At 72.5% G+C, this 21,297-nt stretch carries 18 protein-coding genes; 9 read left to right on the top strand and 9 right to left on the bottom strand.

Annotated elements, in window-relative coordinates; genetic code table 11:
• The first annotated feature begins 94 nt into the window (after positions 1–94).
• The 3 genes from C0010_RS04360 to C0010_RS04350 all read left to right on the top strand — a co-directional run bounded on the left by C0010_RS04360 (position 95) and on the right by C0010_RS04350 (position 2,710).
• Positions 95–955, top strand: a complete 861-nt coding sequence (locus C0010_RS04360) for an LLM class flavin-dependent oxidoreductase (protein ID WP_105565832.1) — start codon at positions 95–97, stop codon at positions 953–955.
• A 48-nt stretch (positions 956–1,003) separates the two neighbouring features.
• Positions 1,004–1,876, top strand: coding sequence for a PhzF family phenazine biosynthesis protein (locus C0010_RS04355; RefSeq protein ID WP_105565831.1), 873 nt, complete (start codon positions 1,004–1,006; stop codon positions 1,874–1,876).
• Between the two features lie 165 nt (positions 1,877–2,041).
• The gene (locus C0010_RS04350; RefSeq protein WP_232531715.1) at positions 2,042–2,710 is read left to right on the top strand and encodes a YitT family protein; all 669 of its coding nucleotides are present in this window, start codon (positions 2,042–2,044) and stop codon (positions 2,708–2,710) included.
• 192 nt (positions 2,711–2,902) lie between these two features.
• On the opposite strand, the gene C0010_RS04345 is transcribed toward C0010_RS04350, so the two are convergent.
• From C0010_RS04345 to C0010_RS04335, 3 genes are all read right to left on the bottom strand, one after another.
• Entirely contained in the window at positions 2,903–3,520 is a 618-nt protein-coding gene (locus C0010_RS04345; protein WP_105565830.1) for a trimeric intracellular cation channel family protein, read from the bottom strand.
• Between the two features lie 100 nt (positions 3,521–3,620).
• Complete coding sequence (locus C0010_RS04340) at positions 3,621–4,034, bottom strand: nitroreductase family deazaflavin-dependent oxidoreductase (RefSeq protein ID WP_158685296.1); 414 nt, start codon at positions 4,032–4,034, stop codon at positions 3,621–3,623.
• Between the two features lie 174 nt (positions 4,035–4,208).
• Positions 4,209–5,069, bottom strand: coding sequence for a glycosyltransferase family protein (locus tag C0010_RS04335; protein ID WP_158685294.1), 861 nt, complete (start codon positions 5,067–5,069; stop codon positions 4,209–4,211).
• Between the two features lie 4 nt (positions 5,070–5,073).
• Between C0010_RS04335 and C0010_RS14885 the strand changes: the two genes are divergently transcribed.
• Positions 5,074–5,217, top strand: a complete 144-nt coding sequence (locus C0010_RS14885; RefSeq protein ID WP_158685292.1) for a hypothetical protein — start codon at positions 5,074–5,076, stop codon at positions 5,215–5,217.
• 133 nt (positions 5,218–5,350) lie between these two features.
• Here C0010_RS14885 and fgd read toward each other — a convergent pair whose 3' ends face one another.
• The 3 genes from fgd to cofG all read right to left on the bottom strand — a co-directional run bounded on the left by fgd (position 5,351) and on the right by cofG (position 11,193).
• Entirely contained in the window at positions 5,351–6,364 is a 1,014-nt protein-coding gene (fgd, locus tag C0010_RS04325) for a glucose-6-phosphate dehydrogenase (coenzyme-F420) (RefSeq protein ID WP_105565826.1), read from the bottom strand.
• Positions 6,365–6,614: 250 nt separating this feature from the next.
• A complete protein-coding gene (locus C0010_RS04320) occupies positions 6,615–8,408 on the bottom strand; it encodes a flavin-containing monooxygenase (RefSeq protein WP_232531714.1) in 1,794 nt (597 codons plus the stop codon).
• 127 nt (positions 8,409–8,535) lie between these two features.
• On the bottom strand, positions 8,536–11,193 hold the full coding sequence (gene cofG / locus C0010_RS04310; protein ID WP_105565825.1) for a 7,8-didemethyl-8-hydroxy-5-deazariboflavin synthase CofG: 2,658 nt from the start codon (positions 11,191–11,193) through the stop codon (positions 8,536–8,538).
• 192 nt (positions 11,194–11,385) lie between these two features.
• On the opposite strand from cofG, the gene C0010_RS04305 reads away from it, so the two are divergent.
• The 4 genes from C0010_RS04305 to C0010_RS04290 all read left to right on the top strand — a co-directional run bounded on the left by C0010_RS04305 (position 11,386) and on the right by C0010_RS04290 (position 15,619).
• A complete protein-coding gene (locus tag C0010_RS04305; RefSeq protein ID WP_105565929.1) occupies positions 11,386–12,912 on the top strand; it encodes an MmgE/PrpD family protein in 1,527 nt (508 codons plus the stop codon).
• A 151-nt stretch (positions 12,913–13,063) separates the two neighbouring features.
• On the top strand, positions 13,064–13,966 hold the full coding sequence (gene prpB, locus C0010_RS04300) for a methylisocitrate lyase (RefSeq protein WP_105565824.1): 903 nt from the start codon (positions 13,064–13,066) through the stop codon (positions 13,964–13,966).
• A gap of 2 nt (positions 13,967–13,968) precedes the next feature.
• Positions 13,969–15,099 carry a bifunctional 2-methylcitrate synthase/citrate synthase gene (locus C0010_RS04295; RefSeq protein ID WP_105565823.1) on the top strand — a complete coding sequence of 377 codons (1,131 nt, stop codon included), beginning with the start codon at positions 13,969–13,971 and terminating at the stop codon, positions 15,097–15,099.
• A 127-nt stretch (positions 15,100–15,226) separates the two neighbouring features.
• On the top strand, positions 15,227–15,619 hold the full coding sequence (locus C0010_RS04290; protein WP_105565822.1) for a hypothetical protein: 393 nt from the start codon (positions 15,227–15,229) through the stop codon (positions 15,617–15,619).
• 42 nt (positions 15,620–15,661) lie between these two features.
• On the opposite strand, the gene C0010_RS04285 is transcribed toward C0010_RS04290, so the two are convergent.
• Positions 15,662–15,901 carry a hypothetical protein gene (locus C0010_RS04285; protein ID WP_105565821.1) on the bottom strand — a complete coding sequence of 80 codons (240 nt, stop codon included), beginning with the start codon at positions 15,899–15,901 and terminating at the stop codon, positions 15,662–15,664.
• Positions 15,901–18,423, bottom strand: a complete 2,523-nt coding sequence (locus C0010_RS15110; protein ID WP_198410856.1) for an ATP-binding cassette domain-containing protein — start codon at positions 18,421–18,423, stop codon at positions 15,901–15,903. Before C0010_RS15110 ends, C0010_RS04285 begins: the two co-directional genes overlap by 1 nt.
• 115 nt (positions 18,424–18,538) lie before the next feature.
• Between C0010_RS15110 and C0010_RS04275 the strand changes: the two genes are divergently transcribed.
• Positions 18,539–19,594 carry an enoyl-CoA hydratase/isomerase family protein gene (locus C0010_RS04275; protein WP_105565820.1) on the top strand — a complete coding sequence of 352 codons (1,056 nt, stop codon included), beginning with the start codon at positions 18,539–18,541 and terminating at the stop codon, positions 19,592–19,594.
• A gap of 48 nt (positions 19,595–19,642) precedes the next feature.
• Here C0010_RS04275 and C0010_RS04270 read toward each other — a convergent pair whose 3' ends face one another.
• Entirely contained in the window at positions 19,643–20,998 is a 1,356-nt protein-coding gene (locus C0010_RS04270) for a UDP-glucose dehydrogenase family protein (RefSeq protein WP_105565819.1), read from the bottom strand.
• Positions 20,999–21,297 lie beyond the last annotated feature (299 nt).

The raw sequence follows: 21,297 nt of genomic DNA, 5'->3' as shown, positions 1-21,297 counted from the left end.
GGACGCACACCCGCAGGGTCGTGACGGCCGGTTCCGATCCGGCTGCTGAGGCACGGCCCTCCCGAATGTCTGAGGGGGCGCCTAGCCTGATGGCATGCGCTTCGGATTCATCGGCAGTTACGGCACCCCCAAGCAGCAGGTGCGCCTCGCGCGGGCCTGCGAAGATTCCGGATGGGACGGCTTCTTCACGTGGGACGGCATCAGCCTCGACGCGGGGGAGTTCGACGCGGGCCCGACATGGGATCCGTTCGCGCTCCTCGGCGCCGTCGCGGCCGCGACCGAGCGCATCACGCTCGGCGCGATGATCTTCGCGGTGCCGCGGCGCCGGCCGTGGGAGCTCGCGCAGCAGGCGCTGACCGTCGATCACCTCTCGGGAGGGCGCCTGGTGCTGCCCGTCGGCATGGGCGTGCCCATCGACCACGCCTTCACGTCGGTCCCTGAGCAGCCGGAGGCCCTCCGCGATCGCGCCCGGCTCCTCGACGAGACGCTCGCGTGGCTCGAGCGCTCCTGGTCGACCGAGAAGTTCTCCTACGAGGGGACCGCCGTGCAGACCGGGCCCTTCCAGTTCCCGCAGGCTCCCGTGCGCGGCCGCATCCCGGTCTGGCCCGTCGCCGTGTGGGATGCGAAGAACCCGCCGCGCCGCAGCCTCGCCCGGGCTCTGCGGTGGGACGGCATCGTGCCGCAGGTGCGCGGCGATTCGCCGGAGGACGCCGAACCCTCGCCCGGCGACATCGCCGACCTGAACCGATGGATCGCCGAGAACCGCGTCGACGCGACGGGCTTCGAGGTCGTGTTCCAGGGGCGCCTCGACGCCGACCCCGCCGTCGCCGCCGAACAGGCGCGGGCCGCGGAGGAAGCTGGCGCGACCTGGTGGATGGAATCGCGGTGGGACCCGGCGACCGTCACGGCCGAGAGCCTCCTCGAACGCGCGCTCCAGGGCCCGCCGGGGCGCTGATCGAGGGCGCCCGCGGCGGGAGTGCGCATGCGATAGCGTGGTGCCACCATGAGTCCTGAGATCCTGCACAGCACCGCCTTCGCCCTCACGCCAGAGGGCGGTAACCCCGCCGGGATCGTCTTCGACGCATCCCACCTGACGGACGCGGAGATGCTCGCGATCGCCGCTCGGCTCGGATACCCGGAGAGCGTGTTCGTGACCGACATGTCGGTTCCGCAGAGCGTCGAGGGCGCGGCGGAGGTCGCCGTGCGGTACTTCTCGCCCGCCGCGGAGGTGCCGTTCTGCGGGCACGCCACGGTAGCGGCAGCGGTTGCCATTGCCAAGCGCAGCGGCCATCGACGGTTGAGGTTCGCCACGACAGCCGGCCCTGTCGAGATCGTCACGGGCATCGACGAGCTCGGTGTCGTGACCGCGTCGTTCACCTCGGTGGAGCCGAGCGTGCGCGAGATCGATGCCGGCGCGTACGCGGATCTCCTCGACGTGCTCGGTCTCGTCGCGAGCGACATCGCGGAGGGTTTCCCCGCGCTGGAGGCCTTCGCGGGGAACAGGCATCCGGTGCTCGTCCTTGCGGACCGCGAGCTGTTCCACCAGTTCCGGTTCGCACCGCGGGTACTGGCTCCGCTCATGCGCCGGGCCGGATGGGAGGGCACGGTGACCGTGCTGTCGCGCCTCGACGAAGACGAATTCGAGGCTCGCAACCTGTTCCCGGTCGGTCGGATCTCTGAGGACCCGGCGACGGGCTCGGCCGCCGCCGCGACCGGCGCGTACCTGCGCGCGATCGGTCGTGTGCCCCAGGGTGGCCGAGTGCGCATCCGGCAGGGAGCGCACGTCGGCCGGCCGAGCCTGCTCGTCGCTGATATCCCTGAGACGGGCGGCATCACGGTCACGGGCAGCGCGACGGAGTTCGTCCCCGCGAAGTGAGGCGGCGGGCTGGCGTCATCGACACGATCGGTGCCTGCGCCGGAACACCGGGCGGGAAGCGATTGTGCCAGGCGACTCCTCCGGGCCTGCCGCTCAGCACGACATTCTGCTCAATCGAGGGAAGCCCATTTCCGCATTTCTCTCGCCTCATGCACACTCGATCGAGTGACCTCCGAGATCCCCGTCCCGCACCCGGCACCGACGCACTCGGTTGCGGATGACGTCCTCGGCATTCTCTGCGGCACCATCGTCGTGTCGATCGGGCTGTTCCTGCTGCGCGCCGGCGGGGTCGTCACGGGCGGCACGGCCGGCCTGACGCTGCTGCTCGACTACGCGACACCGATCCCGTTCGGGGCTCTCTTCTTCGCGATCAACCTGCCGTTCTTCCTGCTCGCGATCCGCAGCAAGGGGTGGGGATTCGTGCTGCGCAGCGCGCTGGCGATCGCGCTCGTGTCGGTCTTCGCGTCGTTCCACGCGCTCAGCGGCATCGGTGCGCTCGGTGACATCGCCCTGAATCCGTTCTACGCGGCGGTGATCGGGTCGGTCGTGGCCTCGGTCGGCGTGATCATCCTGTTCCGGCACGGCGCGAGCATGGGCGGGTTCAACATCGTCGGGCTCATCCTGCAGGAGAGGGTGGGCTGGCGCGCCGGATACGTGATGATGGTCGGCGACGCGTGCGTCGTGCTCGCCTCCCTCGCGATCGCACCTTGGCCCGTGGTGCTCGCGTCGGCGCTGGGCATCGTCGTGATGAACCTGATCATCGCTGTGAACCACAGGCCCGGCCGCTACGTCGCGATCACGCGCGGATCGGCCCGCTCCGCGCGACGCAGCTGAGCCCGGCCGAGACTGCGCGGCGCGCGTCGCCGCCGGGCGAGGTCGCCGAGCGGCTGGCCGCGCGGCTGGGCAATCGCGGGCGTGAGTCCAGTCCACCCGTGTGCGTCCGGTACAGCAGCGATCAGGGCACGGCGGGGCCGGGCGAGCCCGCGCGCCCGAACGCCGGAAGCCCCGCCTCCGCGGCGGCTCACCCTACTTCGCGCGGTCGAGGTGGGCGCCCGGCACGCGCCACCGGAACTTCAGGGAGAGCAGGCGGAACACCAGGACCGCCGCCGTGATCACGGAGAGCGAGATCGCGTTGTACCAGCCGAGATGCCAGACCAGCACGATGAGCCCGGCGCCGAGGAAGGCCGGTGCGGCGTAGAGGTCGCGAGGGTTGAACAGCTGCGGGTCGTGGTTCGCCACGACATCGCGCATCAGGCCGCCGCCGACCGCGGTCGTCACACCGAGCAGGAGCGCCGCGGCGGGGTTCATGGCGAACTCGAGCGCCGTGACGGCGCCCGTCGTGCAGAACACCGCGAGCCCGACGGCGTCGAAGGTCAGGATGGTGCGCCAGAAGCGCTGCACGTGGCTGGACATGAAGTACACGACGATCGCCGCGAGCAACGGCGGGATGAAGTGCACCGGCTCGTCGAACGCGAGCGGCGGCCGGCCGATGATGAGGTCGCGCACGACACCGCCGCCGAGGCCGGTGAGCGAGCCGAGCAGCAGCGACGCCACGATGTCGAAGCCGCGCTTGGCCGCCAGTAGGCTCCCCGAGATCGCGAAGAAGAAGGTGCCGAGCAGGTCGAGCGCCAGCCCCCAGTCCATGCGAGCTCCCGTCCGCCCGACCGCCGGCCGATCCGGCGCGTTCGGGGTCCGATCCTATCCGCTCGGCCTGCGTCGGCAGGCCAGCCCTGGCCCGGTGGCCTCAGGCGCGGGCGAAGCGGAAGATCGGGAAGACGCGGCCGCCCGACTTCTCCTCGTAGCTCGGGAACGGCGGGATCTCCAGGTACCGAGCCCAGATCGCGTCGCGCTCCGCACCCGTCAGCTCCGTGACGGTCACGGGCACAGGCTCGGCGCCGCCGTCCCCCGCGACCTCGATCGTCGTGGAGTCCATTCGGCGCAGGTTGTAGACCCACCCGGGGTTCTTCGGCGCGCCGGCGGCGGTGGCCGTGACGTGCCAGCCGTCGTCGGTGACGACGCCGCGCAGCGGCAGAACGCGCTCGCTCCCGTCCTTCCTGATGACGTGCACGAGCACGAGGGAGTCGCCCCAGTCCACCGGTTCTTTCACGACCCCGCCGTTGGCGCGGAAGGACAGGATCACGTCGTCGTTGAAGCTCATGCCCATCAGGCTACGCGGGGTACGGATGCGCGGCGCGGCGTTCCGGGAGACTCGCTCATCCGTCCGCTCTGGGCAGCTGTGCGGCGTTCGGAGCGCTCTGTCGCGTGGAGCCGGTGGTCTTCTCAGGGCAAGCGCGCACGCCGACCGCGCGCTCAGCGGTCGCGTGTGGTCGTGTCAGGGCAGCAGCGCGGCGGTGCGCGGCCCGAGGCCGAGCGTGCGGGCGGCGGCGAGGTGCGCGGCGGTGTCGACGTCCTGCCGCAGCGACGAGCCCACCGCGACGTCGAGCGGGGCGGCGCCGGCCGCGAGGTGGCGCGCATACGAATCCGCGCCGAAGCGCAGGGCATCCGGATGCGCATGGGCGAGCAGCGTCGTGCCCGTGCCATCGGCATCGGCGACGGCCCGCGGCGTCGGTCGCTCACGGATTTGCGCCGTTGTCGGCGTATCGGCGCTTATACCTCGACAACCGCACAAATCGTCGTCGCAAGTCGCGTCAGCGGTGCGTGCCGCACCGGAGGGGAGTGGCATTGCGGCGTCGAGGGCGGCGTCGAGGGCGGCGGGCCGCAGCGCGGGCAGGTCGCCGAGCATCGCGGCGCGCAGCGGCGCGGTCGCCGCATCGAGCCCAGCCGCGATCGCGGGGTTGAGTCCGCGGCCGGGGTCGTCGACGAGCGTGATCCGCGCGCGTGCGGCATCTTGATGCGGGCCTGGGATCGCGGTGGGCGCTGCCGTGTCTGCCGCCGAGCCGCTGAGCGCGGCGTTCAGCGTGCGTGCCACGTCGGGGTGCGTGTGCCGCGGCCAGGATGCGGAGGCGGAGTCGGCGGCGCTCTGCGAATGTGCGTCATCCGGATGCGTGCGTTGCGGCCCGGCTTCTGGGGCTCCCAATCGGGTGGGTGCGTCGTCGGGTTGCGCGTGTTGGATCCCGCCTTCGGCGGCGGTGTGCGCCGAGGTCACCGCACGCGCCGCGGGGGAGTTCGTCAAGGTGGCGGCGTCGCAGACGAGGGCAGCCCGTACCCCGGGATCATCGGTCACGACGACCACCTCGGTGACGGACGTCGCGCGCGCCGCCGCGTCGATCGTGTCGAGCGCGATCGCGCGGGCGAGCGCCTCGCGATCGATGCCGGGCACGGAGAGGCGCGACTTCCCGACGGCGGCGGGCTTCACCGGGATGACGAGCGACCACGCCTGACCCGCCTGCCCTCGAATTTGCGTCGTTGTCGATGTTTCCGCGCTGGTACCTCGACAACGGCACAAATCCGCGGCGCCGCGCGCCGCATCCGGGCCCGTGAAGCCCCCGATCATGCCTCCCGGCACGCTCCCACTCACGCGCCGTGGCGCTCGCGGAGGCGCGGCAGCACCTGCTCGCCGTAGAGGCGCAGGAACGCCTCCTGGTCGTGGCCGGGGTCGTGGAAGACGAGGTGGCGGAAGCCGAGGTCGATGTACCGCTCGATCGCCGCGATGTGCTCCTCGACGTCGTCGGAGACGATGAACCGGCTCGCGGCGCGCTCGATCGGGAGGCCCTCGGCCAGCCGCTGCATCTCGCGGGGGTCGTCGACGCCGCTCTTCTCCTCGGGGCTGAGGGCGAGGGGCGCCCAGAACCGTGTGTTCTCGAGCGCCTGCGCGCGGTCGGGTCGCAGCGAGACCTTGACCTCCATCATGGTGTCGACGTCGTCGCGCGTGCGCTCCGACTGCACGAGGCCCTCCTCGAACGCCGGGATGAGCTTGTCGGTGTACAGCTCCTGCGCCTTGCCTCCGGTGGTGATCCATCCGGATGTCTCGCGCGCCGCGAAGCGCGTCGTGGCGGGGCCGGCGGCGCCGATGTAGATCGGCACCTCCGTCTCGGGCCGGTCGTAGATCGTGGCGTTGGATACTGAGTAGTACTCCCCGTCGAAGCTGACGCGCTCGTCGGCCCAGAGCGCCCGGATGAGCTCCACGGCCTCGCGCAGCCGCGCGAAGCGCTCGCGCGGCTCGGGCCACTCGAGGCCGAGCGTCACCTCGTTGAGGGCCTCGCCCGTGCCGAGGCCCAGGATCATCCGGCCGGGGTGCATCGCTCCGAGCGTGCCGAACGCCTGCGCGACGACGCCCGGGTGGTAGCGGAACGTGGGCGTGAGCACGCTCGTGCCGAGCAGCACGCGCGATGTGCGCTCGGCGGCGGCGCCGAGCCAGGGGAGCGCGGCGGGGGCGTGGCCGCCGTCATGCATCCAGGGCTGCAGGTGGTCGCTGAGGAAGACCGAGTCGAAGCCGACCTCCTCCGCGAGCACGGCGAACTCGAGCAGCTCGCGGGGCCCGAACTGCTCGCTCGACGCCTTGTATCCGAAGCGGACGGGAACGGTCATGACACTCCTTCGTGGGGCGGGTGCGGTTCGATCATCCCGCTCATTCGATGAAAGCGGGCGAGCGGAGACGGCGCGAACGCGTTGGGCGGTGCCGACAGGAGGCGGCGGGCGTCGGAGCGGTGCGGCGAGCGGGCGGCCACAATCGGCACTGGCCGGATGTCCGCATCCTGCAGCCTTGGCGCCGCTGTGGTCCGCATGCAGCCGTGGGTCCGCGACAGACCTCGGGGCGGAGCCGCTTCGAGCCTGGCGGTCATCGGGCCCCTCCGGATGCCGTGGGCGCGAGAAGCGCCGACCGCACGCGGTCGAGGCGCTCGCGGAACGCCGCGACGGTGCTGGGCCAGATGAGCGTCAGCCGGCCGGAGCGCTCGTCGACGTACCAGTTCCGGCAGCCGCCGGTCAGCCACGGGGTGCCCGCCGCCATCTCATCGACCTCGGCGGTCGCCTCCCGCTCGGCCTCCGCCGAGACGCGGACGGGCGCGCCCGCGCGATCCGCGATCAGGTCGGCGGCCAGGGCGGCCTGCGCCTCGAGCAGCAGCACGGCCGAGTTGTGGCCGAGCGTCGCGTTGGGGCCGCCGAGCACGAAGAGGTTCGGGAAGCCGTGCACGAGCGTCGACGCGACCGCCGTGAAGCCGCCCGACCAGTGCTCGTCGAGGGTCGTGCCGTGCTCGCCCGTGACGAGCGGGGCGTAGGACTGGCGCGTGGCACGGAAGCCCGTCGCGAGCACGACGATGTCGGCGTCGTGGCGCGCACCGCTCGCGGCGACGAGGCTCCCGTCGTCGACGGCGGCCAGCGCGCTCGGCTCCAGGCGCACGGCGCCTGAGCCGATCGCGGCATAGAACTCGTCGCTGAGGAGCACGCGCTTGCAGCCGAACGCGTAGTCGGGCGTGAGCGCGGCGCGCAGGTGCGGGTCCTCGACGGCGGCATGCAGGTGCGCGAGCGCGGCCCGGGAGGCGGCCCCAGCGGCCGCGGCGTCGCCCGAGCGCGACGCGAACCGTGCCTCGCCGTCAGCGTACAGCTCGGCACGGACCTCGGCGAGGGCGCCAGCGGTCTCGCGCCACTCGGTGCGCTCCGCGTCGGTATGGGCGCGGTCGCCGCGCGGCATGATCCACGCGGGGGTGCGCTGGAACACGGTGACGTCGGCGCCGCGGTCGGCCAGGGCGGGGGCCAACTGCACGGCGCTCGCGCCCGTCCCGACGACCGCCACGCGCTTGCCTGCGACGCTCAGCCCATCCGGCCACCGCGCAGAGTGGAAGACGGGGCCGTGGAATCCGGCGAGCCCCGGCACGTGCGGGATGCGAGGCTCGGAGAGCCGCCCGCACGCGAGCACGAGGTGCTCGGCCCGGATCGTCCCGCCGCGTCCGGGCGCCGGGTGGGCGGTGCCGTTCGCGGCCCCGGCGAGCACGTCGCCGGGCCCAGCAGGGCGGAGCATCCGGGCGCCGCCGAGCCCGGCAGGGCGCAGCCCCCTGGCGTCGTCGGATGCACCGTCGGGTGCGGCGTCGGGCGCTTGATTCGGCGCGGAGGCGCCGCTCGCTTCGCCCGCTGATCGCTTCCGCGTGCCACCACCCGCGCCGGTAGCGCCGGGCGGGTGGTCACGTGCGTCGGCGCGGATGTCCCGGCCGTCGCTGGGCGCGTGTTCGCGTGGGTCGGTGCGGACGCTTCGGCCGTCGCCGAGCCCGGAGGTCCGGACGCCCGTCCGGACCTCCCACCGGTCGCCGTCCCATCGGGCGTCCTCCAGCGCGTGGCCGAACCGGATGTGCGCTCGAAGGCCCTCGGCGTCGACGACGCGCTCGAGGTATGCGCGGATCTCATCGCCCGGCGCGAACGTGCGCGACCACTCGGGCCACGGGTGCGACTCGAGCGCGTACAGGTGTGCCGGAACGTCGCACGCGACGCCGGGGTAGCGGTTGTCGCGCCACGTGCCCCCGACGGATTCGGCGCGCTCCAGGATGACGAAGTCGGTCGCGCCCGCGCGCTTCAGCGCGATGGCGGCGGCGATCCCGGCGAAGCCCGCGCCGACGATGACGGTGCCGACGGGCGAAGTCATGTGCACCTCTCGGCAGGCCGCGCGGAATCGAGGAGGAACAACGGGATCGAGGAGGGATTCCGTGAGATCGTCCTGGTTTCTGCGGTTTCTCCTCGGATGTGTGCGGGGAGGGGCGGGTGGGTCGGAATCATGCGGCCCTCGTCGCTGCAGCACCGCTGCCGCGCGCGCCCGCCTCGGCGGCCGCTCGGCGCTCGGCGCTCGGTTCCCCGTAGGTGGTCGTGCGCAGGCGGAGCGGGCGGAACAGGCGGCCCGCGACGCGGCGCGCGGCGTCGAGCGGAAGCTCCGCGCCGGCCTCGATACCCGACGCGGGCAGCAGGCGCCCGTCGAGGAGCGTTCCGCCGAGGTCGTCCCCGCCGCTCGCGAGCAGCTCGGCCGTCGTCGCGGCGTCGTGCCGCGGCCACGGCACCTGGATGTGGGGGATGTCCTCTGACAGCATCAGGCGCGACACCGCGACCATGGCGCGGTGCTCGTCGAGCGGCGCCCTGTCGGCGACGAGCGGCACCCCGCCCGAGGCCCCCGGCAGGGCGATCGGCACGAACTCGGTGAATCCGCCGGTGGTGCGCTGGATCCGGATGAGCTCGCGCAGGTGGGCGACGCGCTCCGCGGCCGACTCGGCGTGGCCGTAGAACATCACCGACGTCGAGCGGAAGCCCGCCGCGTGCGCCGCAGAGATCGTCTCGACCCATGCGTCCACGGGCAGGTCGTCGGGCGCGACGAGCCGCCGCACCCGCTCCGACAGCACCTTGACGCCCGTGCCCGGCACGGAAGCGACGCCCGCCCCGCGCATCGCCGCCAGCGCGCCGTCGACGTCGAGGCCAGAGCGACCGGCGAGGTCGCGGACGTCCTGCGGGCGGTACGCGTGCAGGTGTATTCCGGGGGCGGCATGCACGATCGTGCGCGCGATGTCGAGGTAGGCCTCGGCGGGCTCATCCGGATGCACGAGGCCCTGCACGCAGATCTCGCCGAGCCCGAGATCCCAGGCGTCGCGCGCGGCGTCGGCGAGCTCGGCGACCCCGTACGCTTCCCCGGCCGCGCTCATGCCTCCGGCCCGCAGGGTCGCCGGACCCGCCCCGGATGACCGGAACGCCGTCGAGGCGATGTTGCGGTTCGCCGAGATGCCGATCGCCTCGCCGACGGTGTAGCGCCGCACGTCGTCGGCCGTGCGCACCATGGCCTCGAGATCGTCGCCCGTCGCGGTCAGCAGCGTCGCCCACTCGGCGTCGTCGAGGGAGCCGGGGTCCTGCGCGGCGCGGTCGATGACGGCGGCGATGAGGCCCGTCGAACCGCTCGAGACGAGGGGCGGCACATCGGCGGGAGCAGTGCTGGGGCTTCCGTCGCCTGCACGCAGGGCGGTGCTCGCTTCGCGCCCACCGTCGCGCTCTGTCGTACCTTCAGCGGCTCGCTCTTCGCCGACGTCCGCGTTCTGCGCTGCCACGCGACGCCGGTGTTCGGGGCCCTCGGTCCCAGTGCTCGCACCGGAACCCGCACGAGGCGCTCCCTGTCGGGTCGCGCCGCCCAGGTTCTCCGCCCCGCGCGGCGCCGGGCTCGCACCCACGGGCACGGCGCCCTCGACGGCCAGGAACGTCTCCGGCTCGGCGAGCGCGAGCAGCGGCCCGCGCATCTCCGGTGCGATCCATGCGTCGTCGCGCACGTACTCCGGATGCGCCGTGAGGCGCTCCCGGAGCGTGAAGCCGAGCTCCGCGGTCAGGCGCGCGAGGTCGTCGAGGTGCGGCCACGGCCGCTCGGGGTTGACGTGGTCGGCGGTCAGCGGCGAGACGCCGCCCCAGTCGTCGACGCCGGCGCGCACGAGGAGGCCGAGCTCCGTGAGGTCCTGCAGGTTCGGCGGAACCTGCACCCGCATCGTCGGCCCGAGCACGAGCCGCGCGACGGCGACGGCGGCGACGTACTCGAGCAGTTGGGCGTCGGGCGCCTGTTGCGCCGCCGTGCGCGGCTTCGCGCGGAAGTTCTGCACGATGACTTCTTGGATGTGCCCGTGCCGCTCGGCGGCGTCGCGGAGCGCGACGAGCGACTCGGCGCGATCCCTCTCGGCCTCGCCGATGCCGACGAGGATGCCCGTCGTGAACGGGATCTTCGCCCGGCCGGCGTCGTCGATCAGCTTCAGCCGCACATCCGGGTCCTTGTCGGGCGAACCGTAGTGCACCTCGCCCGGCGTCTCGTAGACGTGCCGCGACGTGGTCTCGAGCATGACGCCCATCGACGGGGCCGTGGGGCGGAGCGCCTCGAGCTCGTCGGGCCGCATCACGCCGGGGTTCAGGTGTGCGAGCAGGCCGGTCTCGGCCGTGATCATCCGGGCCATCGCGCCGACGTATTCGAGCGTCGACGCGAAGCCGTGCGCGTCGAGCCAGGCGCGGGCCTCCGGCCAGCGGTCCTCCGGGCGGTCGCCGAGCGTCAGCAGCGCCTCCTTGCAGCCCATCGCGGCCCCGCGGCGGGCGACCTGCAGCACCTGCTGCGGCGACATGAACGCCGGCTTGTGCTTCTTCAGCAGCTGGCCGGGGGTGTCGACGAAGACGCAGTAGTGGCATCGGTCGCGACAGAGCGTCGTGAGGGGGATGAACACCTTGCGCGAGTAGGTGATGATTCCTGGTCGGCCGGCCGTGAGCAGTCCCTCGTCGCGCGTGCGGGAGGCGAGGTCGAGCACGCGTTCGAGCTCGTCGCCGCGGGCCGCCAGGAGGGCCTCGGCGTCGCCGGCCGTGAGGCGCTCGCGCGCCTCCGCGCGCCGCAGCGCGTCGGTGACGGCCGGTGCAGTCTTCTCGAGCTGGGGCACCGTTCCAGTCTCGCACCGGGCGCGGGGGCGGGCGTCGCGTCTCACGACCCCGCCCGTCTCCGACGGTCGTCGTCGTGAGACGATGGTGCGCACGAGCGCGGGAGATCGTGCAGCGCCGGGCGCACGGACCCACGTGCACCCGGAAGTCGCGCTCGCGAGCTTTCACGAGAACCTCGAGAACGAAGGATGACGATGACCGTCTTGCATTCCGTCCGCACCTACCGCTCAGAGGAAGACCTGCCGCGCCGCGACCAGCTGGCCTGGAAGATCGCGGAGGTCGCGGTCGACCCGGTCGAAGTCGATGAGGCGGTCACCGAGATGATCGTCAACCGCGTCATCGACAACGCAGCGGTCGCGGCGGCGTCGCTGACGCGCGCGCCGATCTGCTCTGCGCGGGCGCAGGCGCTGTCGCACCCCGTCTCGACGGGCGGCGCGGGCTCGACGATCTTCGGCCTGCCCGCGGAGCGGCGCACGAGCCCCGAGTGGGCCGCCTGGGCGAACGGCGTCGCGGTGCGTGAGCTCGACTACCACGACACGTTCCTCGCGGCCGAGTACTCGCATCCGGGCGACAACATCCCGCCGATCCTGGCCGTGGCGCAGCACGCCGGCTGCGACGGCCGCGCCCTCGTGCGCGGCATCGCGACGGGTTACGAGATCCAGATGGACCTCGTGCGGGCGATCAGCCTGCACAAGCACAAGATCGACCACGTCGCGCACCTGGGCCCGTCGGCGGCGGCGGGCATCGGCACGATGCTGGGCCTCGACGCCGAGACGGTCTTCCAGGCCGTGGGCCAGGCGCTGCACACGACGACCGCCACGCGCCAGTCGCGCAAGGGCGAGATCTCGACCTGGAAGGCGCACGCCCCTGCGTTCGCGGGGAAGATGGCCGTCGAGGCCGTCGACCGGGCGATGCGAGGGCAGACCTCGCCCTCGCCGATCTACGAGGGCGAGGACGGCGTGATCGCGTGGCTGCTCGACGGCCCGGATGCGGCGTACGAGGTGCCGCTGCCTGCGGCGGGGGAGCCGAAGCGGGCGATCCTCGACTCGTACACGAAGGAGCACTCGGCCGAGTACCAGGCGCAGGCCTGGATCGACCTCGCTCGCCGCCTCGGCACCGAGCGCCCCGAGCTGCGCGACCCGGCGAACGTCGCGGGCATCGTGCTGCACACCTCGCACCACACGCACGTCGTGATCGGTTCCGGCTCGGGCGACCCGCAGAAGTACGACCCGACGGCGTCGCGCGAGACGCTCGACCACTCGATCCCGTACATCTTCACGGTCGCGCTGCAAGACGGCGGCTGGCACCACGTCGACTCGTACGCCCCCGAGCGGGCGGGCCGCGCCGACACCGTCGCGCTGTGGCACAAGGTCACCACGGCCCTCGACGACGAGTGGACGCGCCGATACCACTCGGAGGACCCGGATGAGAAGGCCTTCGGCGGCCGCGCCGAGATCACGCTGACCGATGGCACGACCGTGACCGCCGAGATCGCGGTCGCCGACGCGCACCCCCTCGGGGCGCGCCCGTTCGCCAGGGCCGACTACGAGAACAAGTTCCGGCTGCTCGCCGAACCCGTGCTCGCGCCGGATGAGGTCGAGCGCTTCCTCGCGCTCGCCGCCCGTCTGCCCGAGCTGACGGCCGAGGAGGTCGGCGAGCTGACGATCCTCGCGAACCCCGGCGTGGTCGACGCCGCCCCGAGCCCGAAAGGACTCTTCTGATGGGCACGCGGCGCGCGATGTCGCAACACAACGCAGTCAATCCTGCAGGCCTGTGGGCGGCCTACAGCGGAGTTCCGCGGGCTGCAGACACGGTTCGACGCGGATCGACTGCGTTGTGTCCGGGAGAATCGCGAAAGGAAAGGGGCCACTGATGCTGAACGCGACCACCCCGCCCCACATCAAGCGCCAGAAGTTCCGCGAGGCGCTCGCCTCGGGCGAGCTGCTGCGCTTCCCCGGCGCCTTCAACCCGCTCTCGGCCCGGATGATCGAGCGCAAGGGCTTCGAGGGCGTCTACATCTCGGGCGCCGTGCTCTCGGCCGACCTCGGCCTGCCCGACATCGGCCTCACGACGCTCACGGAGGTCGCGGGCCGCGCCGCACAGATCGCCCGGATGACGGACCTGCCGGCGATCGTCGACGCCGACACCGGCTTCGGCGAGACGATGAACGTCGCCCGCACCGTCCAGACGCTGGAGGATGCGGGCCTCGCCGGCTGCCACATCGAGGACCAGGTCAACCCGAAGCGGTGCGGCCACCTCGACGGCAAGGAGGTCGTCGACGAGGAGACGGCGCTGAAACGCATTCGGGCGGCGCGCGATGCGCGCCGAGACGAGAACTTCCTGATCATGGCGCGCACCGATATCCGGGCCGTCGAGGGCCTCGACGCCGCGATCGGTCGCATCCGGAAGCTCGTCGAGGCGGGCGCCGACGCGATCTTCCCCGAGGCGATGAGGAGCCTCGACGAGTTCCGCGCCGTGGCCGACGCCGTCGACGTGCCGGTGCTGGCGAACATGACCGAGTTCGGCAAGAGCGACCTGTTCACGGTCGATGAACTGCGCGAGGCGGGCATCCGGATGATCATCTGGCCCGTCTCGCTGCTCCGGATGGCGATGGGCGCGGCCGAGCGGGCGCTCGACGCGCTCGTCGACGAGGGCAGCCTCACGAGTCAGCTCGGCGCCATGCAGCACCGCGCCGACCTCTACGACCTCGTCGACTACGAGTCGTACAACCGATTCGATTCCGGAATCTTTAACTTCCAGATCACGAAGGAGTGAGCATGACCGAGGACATCAAGAAGGGGCTCGCCGGCGTCGTCGTCGATCACACGGCCGTCAGCAAGGTCAACCCCGAGACGAACAGCCTGCTCTACCGCGGCTACCCCGTGCAGGAGCTCGCCGCGACGCAGCCGTTCGAGGCCGTCGCCCACTTGCTGTGGAACGGCGAGCTGCCGACCGCCGACGAGCTCGCCCGGCTGCGCGCCGAGGAGCGCCGGCACCGCGCGCTCGCGCCCGAGGTCAAGGCCGTCATCGACGTCCTGCCGGTCGAGGCGCACCCGATGGACGAGATCCGCACGGCGCTCAGCGCGGTCGGCGCCGCCGACACGGCGGGCGGCGGCTCGGTGCTCGACGCGTCGGGGACCCCCGAGGAGAACCTCGCCCGCAGCGTCCGCCTGTTCGCGGCGCTGCCCGCGATCGTCGCGTACGGGCAGCGCCGCCGCCGCGGCGAGGAGCTCGTGGCCCCTCGCGACGACCTCGACTATTCGGCGAACTTCCTCTGGATGACGTTCGGCGACGAGGCCCACCCCGCGGTCGTCGACGCGTTCAACCGCTCGATGATCCTCTACGCCGAGCACTCGTTCAACGCCTCGACCTTCACGGCGCGCGTCATCACGTCGACGATGAGCGATCTGTACTCGGCCGTCGTCGGCGCCGTCGGCGCGCTCAAGGGCCCGCTGCACGGCGGCGCCAACGAGGCTGTCCTGCACATCTTCGACGAGATCGGTGACGCCTCGAACGTCGTGCCGTGGCTCGACCAGGCCCTTGCGGAGAAGCGCAAGATCATGGGCTTCGGCCACCGCGTCTACAAGCACGGCGACTCGCGAGTGCCGACGATGAAGGCCGCGCTCGACACCCTCGTCGAGCACTACGACCGCCCGGATGTCGCGGCGCTCTACGACGCACTCGAGAGCGAGTTCGTGGGGCGCAAGGGCATCTACCCGAACCTCGACTATCCGTCCGGCCCGGCCTATAGCCTGATGGGCTTCGACACCGTGACGTTCACGCCTCTGTTCGTCGCGGCGCGCGTGACCGGATGGACCGCCCACATCATGGAGCAGCAGGCGGCCAACGCCCTCATCCGCCCCCTGTCGGCCTACAACGGCCCGGACGAGCGGCACGTCGCGGACTGACTCGAGGACGGCCGGGCGCTCAGGGGAGCGCCTCGGGGAGGGCTCTGTCCCGCAGCCCGGGTGCCGGGAGCGGGGCACGCGCGCCGGGGTCGCCGGTTCGCGGCGACGGCATGCCAGGATGGGGAGCGTGGTGAGGCTGCTGATCGACCAGGCGCAGCTCGTGATCGAGCTGGCCGCCGTCGAGCGCGCCCTCGCCTTCCGCAAGGAGAGCGTGCGGGTGCCGCGCGCCGACATCCGGCGGGTGCTCCTCACCGACGACCCGTGGACGTGGCTGCAGGGCGTTCGCAAGCCGGGCACGCACATCGGGCGCCGGCTGGCCGCGGGCACGTGGGTGCGTACAGCGGGCCGAGACTTCGTGCTCCTGCGCGGGCGCGGGCACGACGGCGTCGTGATCACGCTGCGCGACCACGAGTTCCAGCGCATCGTGCTGTCGACCCCGCACGCGAAGGCCCTCGTCGAGGCGCTCCAGGTCGAGGAGGTCGGCACGCAGACCGACGTCATCGACCTCGTCGAAGACTGAGGACCGGAGGCGCACCGCACCCGGCGCCGTGCCTCGGTCAGGTCAGCGCGTGCGTGAACCGCTGCGGACTGCTCCGCGGCCGTGCCCGAACCACGCGATCGGGCCGAGCACCGGGAGCGCGAGCACGATCACGAACCCCACGAGGAACGCGAAGCCGGTGAGCTCGCGGGTGCGCACCATCGACACCACCGTCGTGACGGTGAGCGCGGCGATGGCCAGGAGCAGCAGGGCCCACGCGATGTCGTAGGCCGCCGGCAGCAGCGGGTTCGCCGATGAGCCCATCAGCGCGTCGGGTTCGACGTGTCGTCGTCGGTGTCGTCGTCCTGCTCGAACTCCGCGACGAACTCGTCGAACGACGCGGAATCGGATTCGCTGTCGTCGTGGCCCGGTTCGTCCGCGCCGTCCTCCGCGGCGGAAGGTGCGTCGTCATGCTGCGCCTCGTCGGCACCGTCTCCGAGCGAGATGATGTCGGCGTTGGCCAGGTCCTCGGCCGTCAGCGAACGGGGTTCGACGCCTTCTTCGACGCCGTCCGCATCCCGGTCAGGTTCGGCGTCGCCCCGCGCGCCCGCGCTCGCGCGCTCGGCGAAGCTCGGGCCGGCCGACCAGGGGCTCCCCTCGCCGTCGGTGTCGGCCGCGGCGCCAGGGGCACCGTCGCGCTCGGGGGCCTCGGCGATCGGGAACTTCGGGATCGACTTCGCGCCCGCCCCGTCGGGGTCGTTCAGGATGTCGTGGAGGGCCGACAGGCCGGGGAGCGGCCGCGAATCGGCCGCCGATTCGGCGGACGTCGCCGCCGGGCCGAACGCGGAACCCGCGGCGGCGGGGGTCTGCTCGGGTGCGTCGTCGTCGAGCGGAGCGCCGCCGTCGCGACCATCGGGCTCGCCGTCTCCAGCGGCGTCGTCCGTGCTCGCTTCGGCCGGGGTGCTCGCGGCGTCGTCCTCCGCCTGCTCGGTCGCCGGGGCGGAGCCGCCACCCAGGGTGTCGTCGCCGGCCCTGGACGCGTCGTCGGAAGCCTCGCGCGTCTCCTCGTCGTCGGTGTCCTCCCGCTCGGCCGCTTGGCCGCCGGCTCCTTCGGCGCCGCCATCGGATGCCGAGTCGGACTCGCCCGAGGCGTCGTCCTGTCCAGCCGAATCCGTGCCGTCCGACGCTTCGCCGGCCGCGTCCTCCGACGCGGCTTCGGCGACCTCGCCCTCGGCTTCCTCCGACTCGCTCCGGGCCGCATCGGTCTCGGAGCCGTCGCTCGCCGCGTCATCCCCCGCATCGGCGGCCTCGCTCGCCTCGTCGTCAGACGTCGCCGCAGCGGCGCCTGCGGCGACGGCCGCGCCGATCGAGGCGGGAACCGCGTTCGCCGCTTCGCCGGTCTCGTCGCCCGGCTCGGAGTCGGTTTCGTCCGCGGCGTTGTCGCTCGGCTCGCTGTCGCCCGCGTCGCTCGTCTCGGCGTTGTCGCTCGCCTCGGCGTCACCCTCGTCGCCCGGCTCGCCAGCCTCGGCGTCGTCCTCGGCGTCGTCCGCGCCGTCGACCGTGGTTCCGTCTTCGTGCGTTTCGGCGTCGGAGGAGGTCGCGTCCGCGGCCTCGTCGTCCGCCGCGGCGTCGTCCTCGGCCCCGCCATCGGCGTCCGACGCTTCGCCCTCGTCGTCGTCAGCGCCCTCGTCGTCGCCGCTCCCGGCGGGCGCCTCGTCCGCCTCCGCGTCGTCGGTGTCCGCCCCGGCGGCGGCCGCAACGCCCGCGGCACCGGCGGCGGTGGCCGCGACGCCCGCGCCGGTGGCGACTGCCGCGGCATCCGGGGTCTCGGTGCCGTCCGCCTCAGCGTCATCCGGAGTCTCGTTCGTGTCGCCCGTCGCGGCGATGCCGGCTGCGCCCGCGGAAACAGCGGCCGCGGCGGCGTCTCCGCCCGAGAGGGCGGCGGTCTGGCGCGTGGGGCGGCCGTTCACCAGGTCGAGGAAGACGTCCTCGAGGCTCGCGCCGCGCTGGTGCAGCACCGACAGCGGCAGGCCGGCCGCGGCGGCTGCCTCGCCGACCTCGCGAGCGAGCGCGTCGCGCACATTGATACCGCTGCGCAGCACCTCGAACTCGTAGCCGCCGTCGCGCAGCACGCGCGAGAGCTTCTCGCGGTCGGAGGAGTCGACGACCACGATCGGGTTGACGTCGGCGAGCTCCTCGATGCCGCCCGAGAAGACGATCCTGCCGTTGGAGATGATCAGGATGCGGTCGGCGATCTGCTGAACCTCGCTGAGCAGGTGCGACGACACGAGCACCGTGCGCCCCTCGTCGGCGAGGCCGCGCATCAGGAGGCGCATCCACCGGATGCCCTCGGGGTCCATGCCGTTGACCGGTTCGTCGAACACCAGCACGCCGGGGTCGCCCAGCAGCGCCTGCGCGATCGACAGGCGCTGGCGCATGCCGAGCGAATAGCTGCCGATGCGCATGTCGGCGACGTCGGTGAGACCCACCAGGTCGAGCACCTCGCGCACCCGAGCAGGCGCGATGCCGTTCGACTTCGCGACCGAGGTGAGCTGGCGCGTCGCGGTGCGTCGCGGCCGGAACTCCGGCGTCTCGAGCACGGCGCCGACGGTGCGGGCCGGGTGCGAGAGGTTCTTGTACGTCGACCCGCCGATCGTGGCGGTGCCGGATGTCGGCTTCACCGCGCCGAGCAGGATGCGCAGGGATGTCGTCTTGCCCGCGCCGTTCGGGCCGAGAACGGCCGTCACGACGCCGGGCTCGATGTGCGCATTCAGGTCGGAGACAGCCGATACGTCGCCGAAGACCTTCGTCACGCCCGAGAACTCGAGCACCTTGCCGTCGGTCATGCGGCCTCCTTCACAGATCGAACCACTTCTATCTTGGCGGAGAACCCCCGGAAAACAGGAACCGACCGGCGAAACTTCGGGGCGCGTCGGGTCTGCGGGCGGCTAACGTGAAGGCATGACGGCTCCCGCTGACGACGTGCGCACCTCTTCCAAGCACGGCCTCGGCCGCGTCGTGCTCGACCGCGAGGAGGCGATCAACGCCCTCAGCGAGGGCATGATCGTGCGGGTGCGCGAGGCCCTCGAGGCGTGGCGGCGCGACCCGGACGTCGAACTCGTGCTGCTCACGGGTGAAGGGCAGCGGGGGCTGAGCGCCGGCGGCGACGTGCGGGCGCTCCACCGCCTGATCACGTCGGGCGACACGGCGTCGGTGGGGCGGTACTTCCGCGAGGAGTACGCCATGAACGCACTGATCGGCGAGTACCAGAAGCCGATCATCTCGGTCATGCACGGCGTGACGATGGGCGGCGGCATCGGCATCGCGGCGCACGCCGGAACCCGCATCGTGACCGAGACCTCTCGATTGGCGATGCCCGAGACCCGCATCGGCTTCACACCGGATGTCGGCGGCTCGTGGTTGCTCGCGCGCACGCCGGGCAGGCTCGGCGAGTACTTCGCCCTGACGAGCGACATCATGGGCGCGCACGACGCGATCTACTGCGGCCTGGCCGACTACCTCGTGCCGTCGGCCAACGTCCCGGATGTGGTGCACGCCTTCGAGACGCGCGCCGACCCCCAGACGCCGGCCGAGCTCGTGCTGCTCTTCGACGAGACCCCGTACCCATCGCGGCTCGCGGAAGACCGTGCGTGGATCGACGACGCGTTCGCGGCGCCCACGGTCGAGGCGATCATCGGCCGACTCCGCGCGATCGGTGGCCCCGGCCCGGAGGCGGCGGTTGAGGCGCTGCAGGCGCGCGCACCGCTCGCGCTCAAGGTGACTCTGGAGGCCATCCGGCGCGCCCGCGAGCAGCCGACGCTGCGCGCGGCGCTCGAGCAGGAGTACGGCCTCGTGATGTGGTTCGTCGAGACGCAGCCGGACATGGTCGAGGGCATCAGGGCCCAGCTGATCGACAAGGACCTCTCGCCGGTGTGGTCGCCCAAGTCGTTGGCGGCGGTGCCGCAGGCACTGGTCGCCGAGGCGTTCGCGCACCGCCCCGAGCCCGCGCTGTGGTGAGCGCGGCGTAGGTCGTGGTCGTCGGAGCGGGCGCGCGCTCGCAACGCTTCAGAGCGTCCCCGCCCCGACCAGCACCCGCTCCTCGGCTGGGTGCCGCAGCGCCGGACGGCCCATCCGGATGCAGTCCCAGCCGGCCGCGTACCAGGCGTCGGCGTCGAGACAGTTGCGGCCGTCGACGATGACCCGACCCGAGGCGAGCTCCCGCGCGCGTTCCGGGTCGAGGTGACGGTACTGCTCCCATTCGGTGGCGACGAGCACGGCGTGCGCTCCGAGCAGCGCTGTCTCCAGGTGCGGCTCGTAGCTCAGCTCGGGGTGGACCCGGCGCGCGTTCCCGATGGCCTCGGGGTCGGTGACCGTCACGAGCGCCCCGAGCGAGCGGAGGCGTGCGGCGATGTCGAGCGCCGGCGAATCGCGCACGTCGTCGCTGTTCGGCTTGAACGCGGCGCCGAGCACCGTGACCCGGCGGCCGGCGACGTCGCCCAGCGCGTCGGCGACGAGGTCGGCCGTGTGATCCCTGCGGCGCAGGTTGATCGCGTCCACCTCTCGGAGGAACCGGGTCGAGTGCCCCGTCCCGAGCTCCTCAGCCCGCGCCGCGAAGGCCCGGATGTCCTTGGGCAGGCAGCCGCCGCCGAAGCCGATCCCCGCGTTGAGGAAGCTGCGCCCGATGCGCGGGTCGCAGCCGATGGCGTCGGCGAGCTCCGCCACGTCGGCCCCGGCGACCTCCGCGATCTCCGACATGGCGTTGATGAACGAGATCTTGGTGGCCAGGAACGCGTTCGCCGCGATCTTGACGAGTTCGGTGGTCGCCCCGGGGGTCCCGCGTACGGGCCCCCCGCGGGCTCTCGCCTGCGCGTACACCTCGCGCAGGCGATCGCCGGCGCGCTCGCCATCGGCGCCGTCCGGAATGCCGACGACGAGTCGGTCGGGTGCGACCGTGTCCTGCACCGCACGCCCCTCGCGGAGGAACTCGGGGTTCCAGACGAGGGTCGCGCCCGTCGCGTCGATCCGTTCGCGCAGGGCCGCGACCGTCCCGACCGGAACCGTGGACTTCCCGGCGACGACGTCGCCCGGCGACAGGTGCGGCACGAGCGCGTCGACGGCGGCGTTCACGAACGCCATGTCGGCGGCATCGTCGCCGGCCCGCTGCGGGGTTCCGACGCAGATGAAGTGCACGGCGGCACCAGTCGCGGCCGCGAAGTCTGTCGTGAACCGGAGGCGCCCGGAGCGCGTCTCCTCGTCGAGGAGGCGGGGCAGGTCGGCCTCGTAGAACGGGGCGCGGCCCTCGGCCAGTTCGGCGATCTTGCGCCGGTCGACGTCGATGCCGACGACATCGTGTCCGAGCGACGCCATCGCCGCGGCATGAACGGTACCGAGGTAGCCGCAGCCGATCACGGAAATACGCACGATGAACTCCTGTCTCGTCGAGATTCCCCACCGTTCCGGGCCCGATCCCCGAACGGGGCGGCACCATGAGACGAAGCGGTGGGCTTGGAGGATCATGCTGGCGACCGGAGATGAGGCGCGGCGCAGACGTTGATGAGCCTTCTCTCACGTGCGCAGCTCGGTCAGGAACGCCGCCGCACGGCCGACCGCCGTACGGTCGGAACGGCCTGATGCCGGCGGCCCCGCGAAGTGTGAGAGGCCTCTCATGAAGGGTTCATCGCGGTCTCGCGGAGGTCCGCGAGTGTGGAACCCATCGACGG

Origin of the sequence: Microbacterium halophytorum, from assembly GCF_002970975.1 — a bacterium.
Classification (GTDB): domain Bacteria; phylum Actinomycetota; class Actinomycetes; order Actinomycetales; family Microbacteriaceae; genus Microbacterium; species Microbacterium halophytorum.
The sequence above is the reverse complement of the archived record's forward strand: the minus strand, read 5'-3'. Positions and strand labels throughout refer to the sequence as shown.

Coding starts and splice junctions, on each gene's coding strand:
- C0010_RS04360 (WP_105565832.1), top strand. CDS start 95: ATGCGCTTCGGATTCATCGGCAGTTACGGCACCCCCAAGCAGCAGGTG.
- C0010_RS04355 (WP_105565831.1), top strand. CDS start 1,004: ATGAGTCCTGAGATCCTGCACAGCACCGCCTTCGCCCTCACGCCAGAG.
- C0010_RS04345 (WP_105565830.1), bottom strand. CDS start 3,520: ATGGACTGGGGGCTGGCGCTCGACCTGCTCGGCACCTTCTTCTTCGCG.
- C0010_RS04340 (WP_158685296.1), bottom strand. CDS start 4,034: ATGAGCTTCAACGACGACGTGATCCTGTCCTTCCGCGCCAACGGCGGG.
- fgd (WP_105565826.1), bottom strand. CDS start 6,364: ATGACCGTTCCCGTCCGCTTCGGATACAAGGCGTCGAGCGAGCAGTTC.
- C0010_RS04320 (WP_232531714.1), bottom strand. CDS start 8,408: ATGACTTCGCCCGTCGGCACCGTCATCGTCGGCGCGGGCTTCGCCGGG.
- C0010_RS04305 (WP_105565929.1), top strand. CDS start 11,386: ATGACCGTCTTGCATTCCGTCCGCACCTACCGCTCAGAGGAAGACCTG.
- prpB (WP_105565824.1), top strand. CDS start 13,064: ATGCTGAACGCGACCACCCCGCCCCACATCAAGCGCCAGAAGTTCCGC.
- C0010_RS04295 (WP_105565823.1), top strand. CDS start 13,969: ATGACCGAGGACATCAAGAAGGGGCTCGCCGGCGTCGTCGTCGATCAC.
- C0010_RS04285 (WP_105565821.1), bottom strand. CDS start 15,901: ATGGGCTCATCGGCGAACCCGCTGCTGCCGGCGGCCTACGACATCGCG.
- C0010_RS15110 (WP_198410856.1), bottom strand. CDS start 18,423: ATGACCGACGGCAAGGTGCTCGAGTTCTCGGGCGTGACGAAGGTCTTC.
- C0010_RS04275 (WP_105565820.1), top strand. CDS start 18,539: ATGACGGCTCCCGCTGACGACGTGCGCACCTCTTCCAAGCACGGCCTC.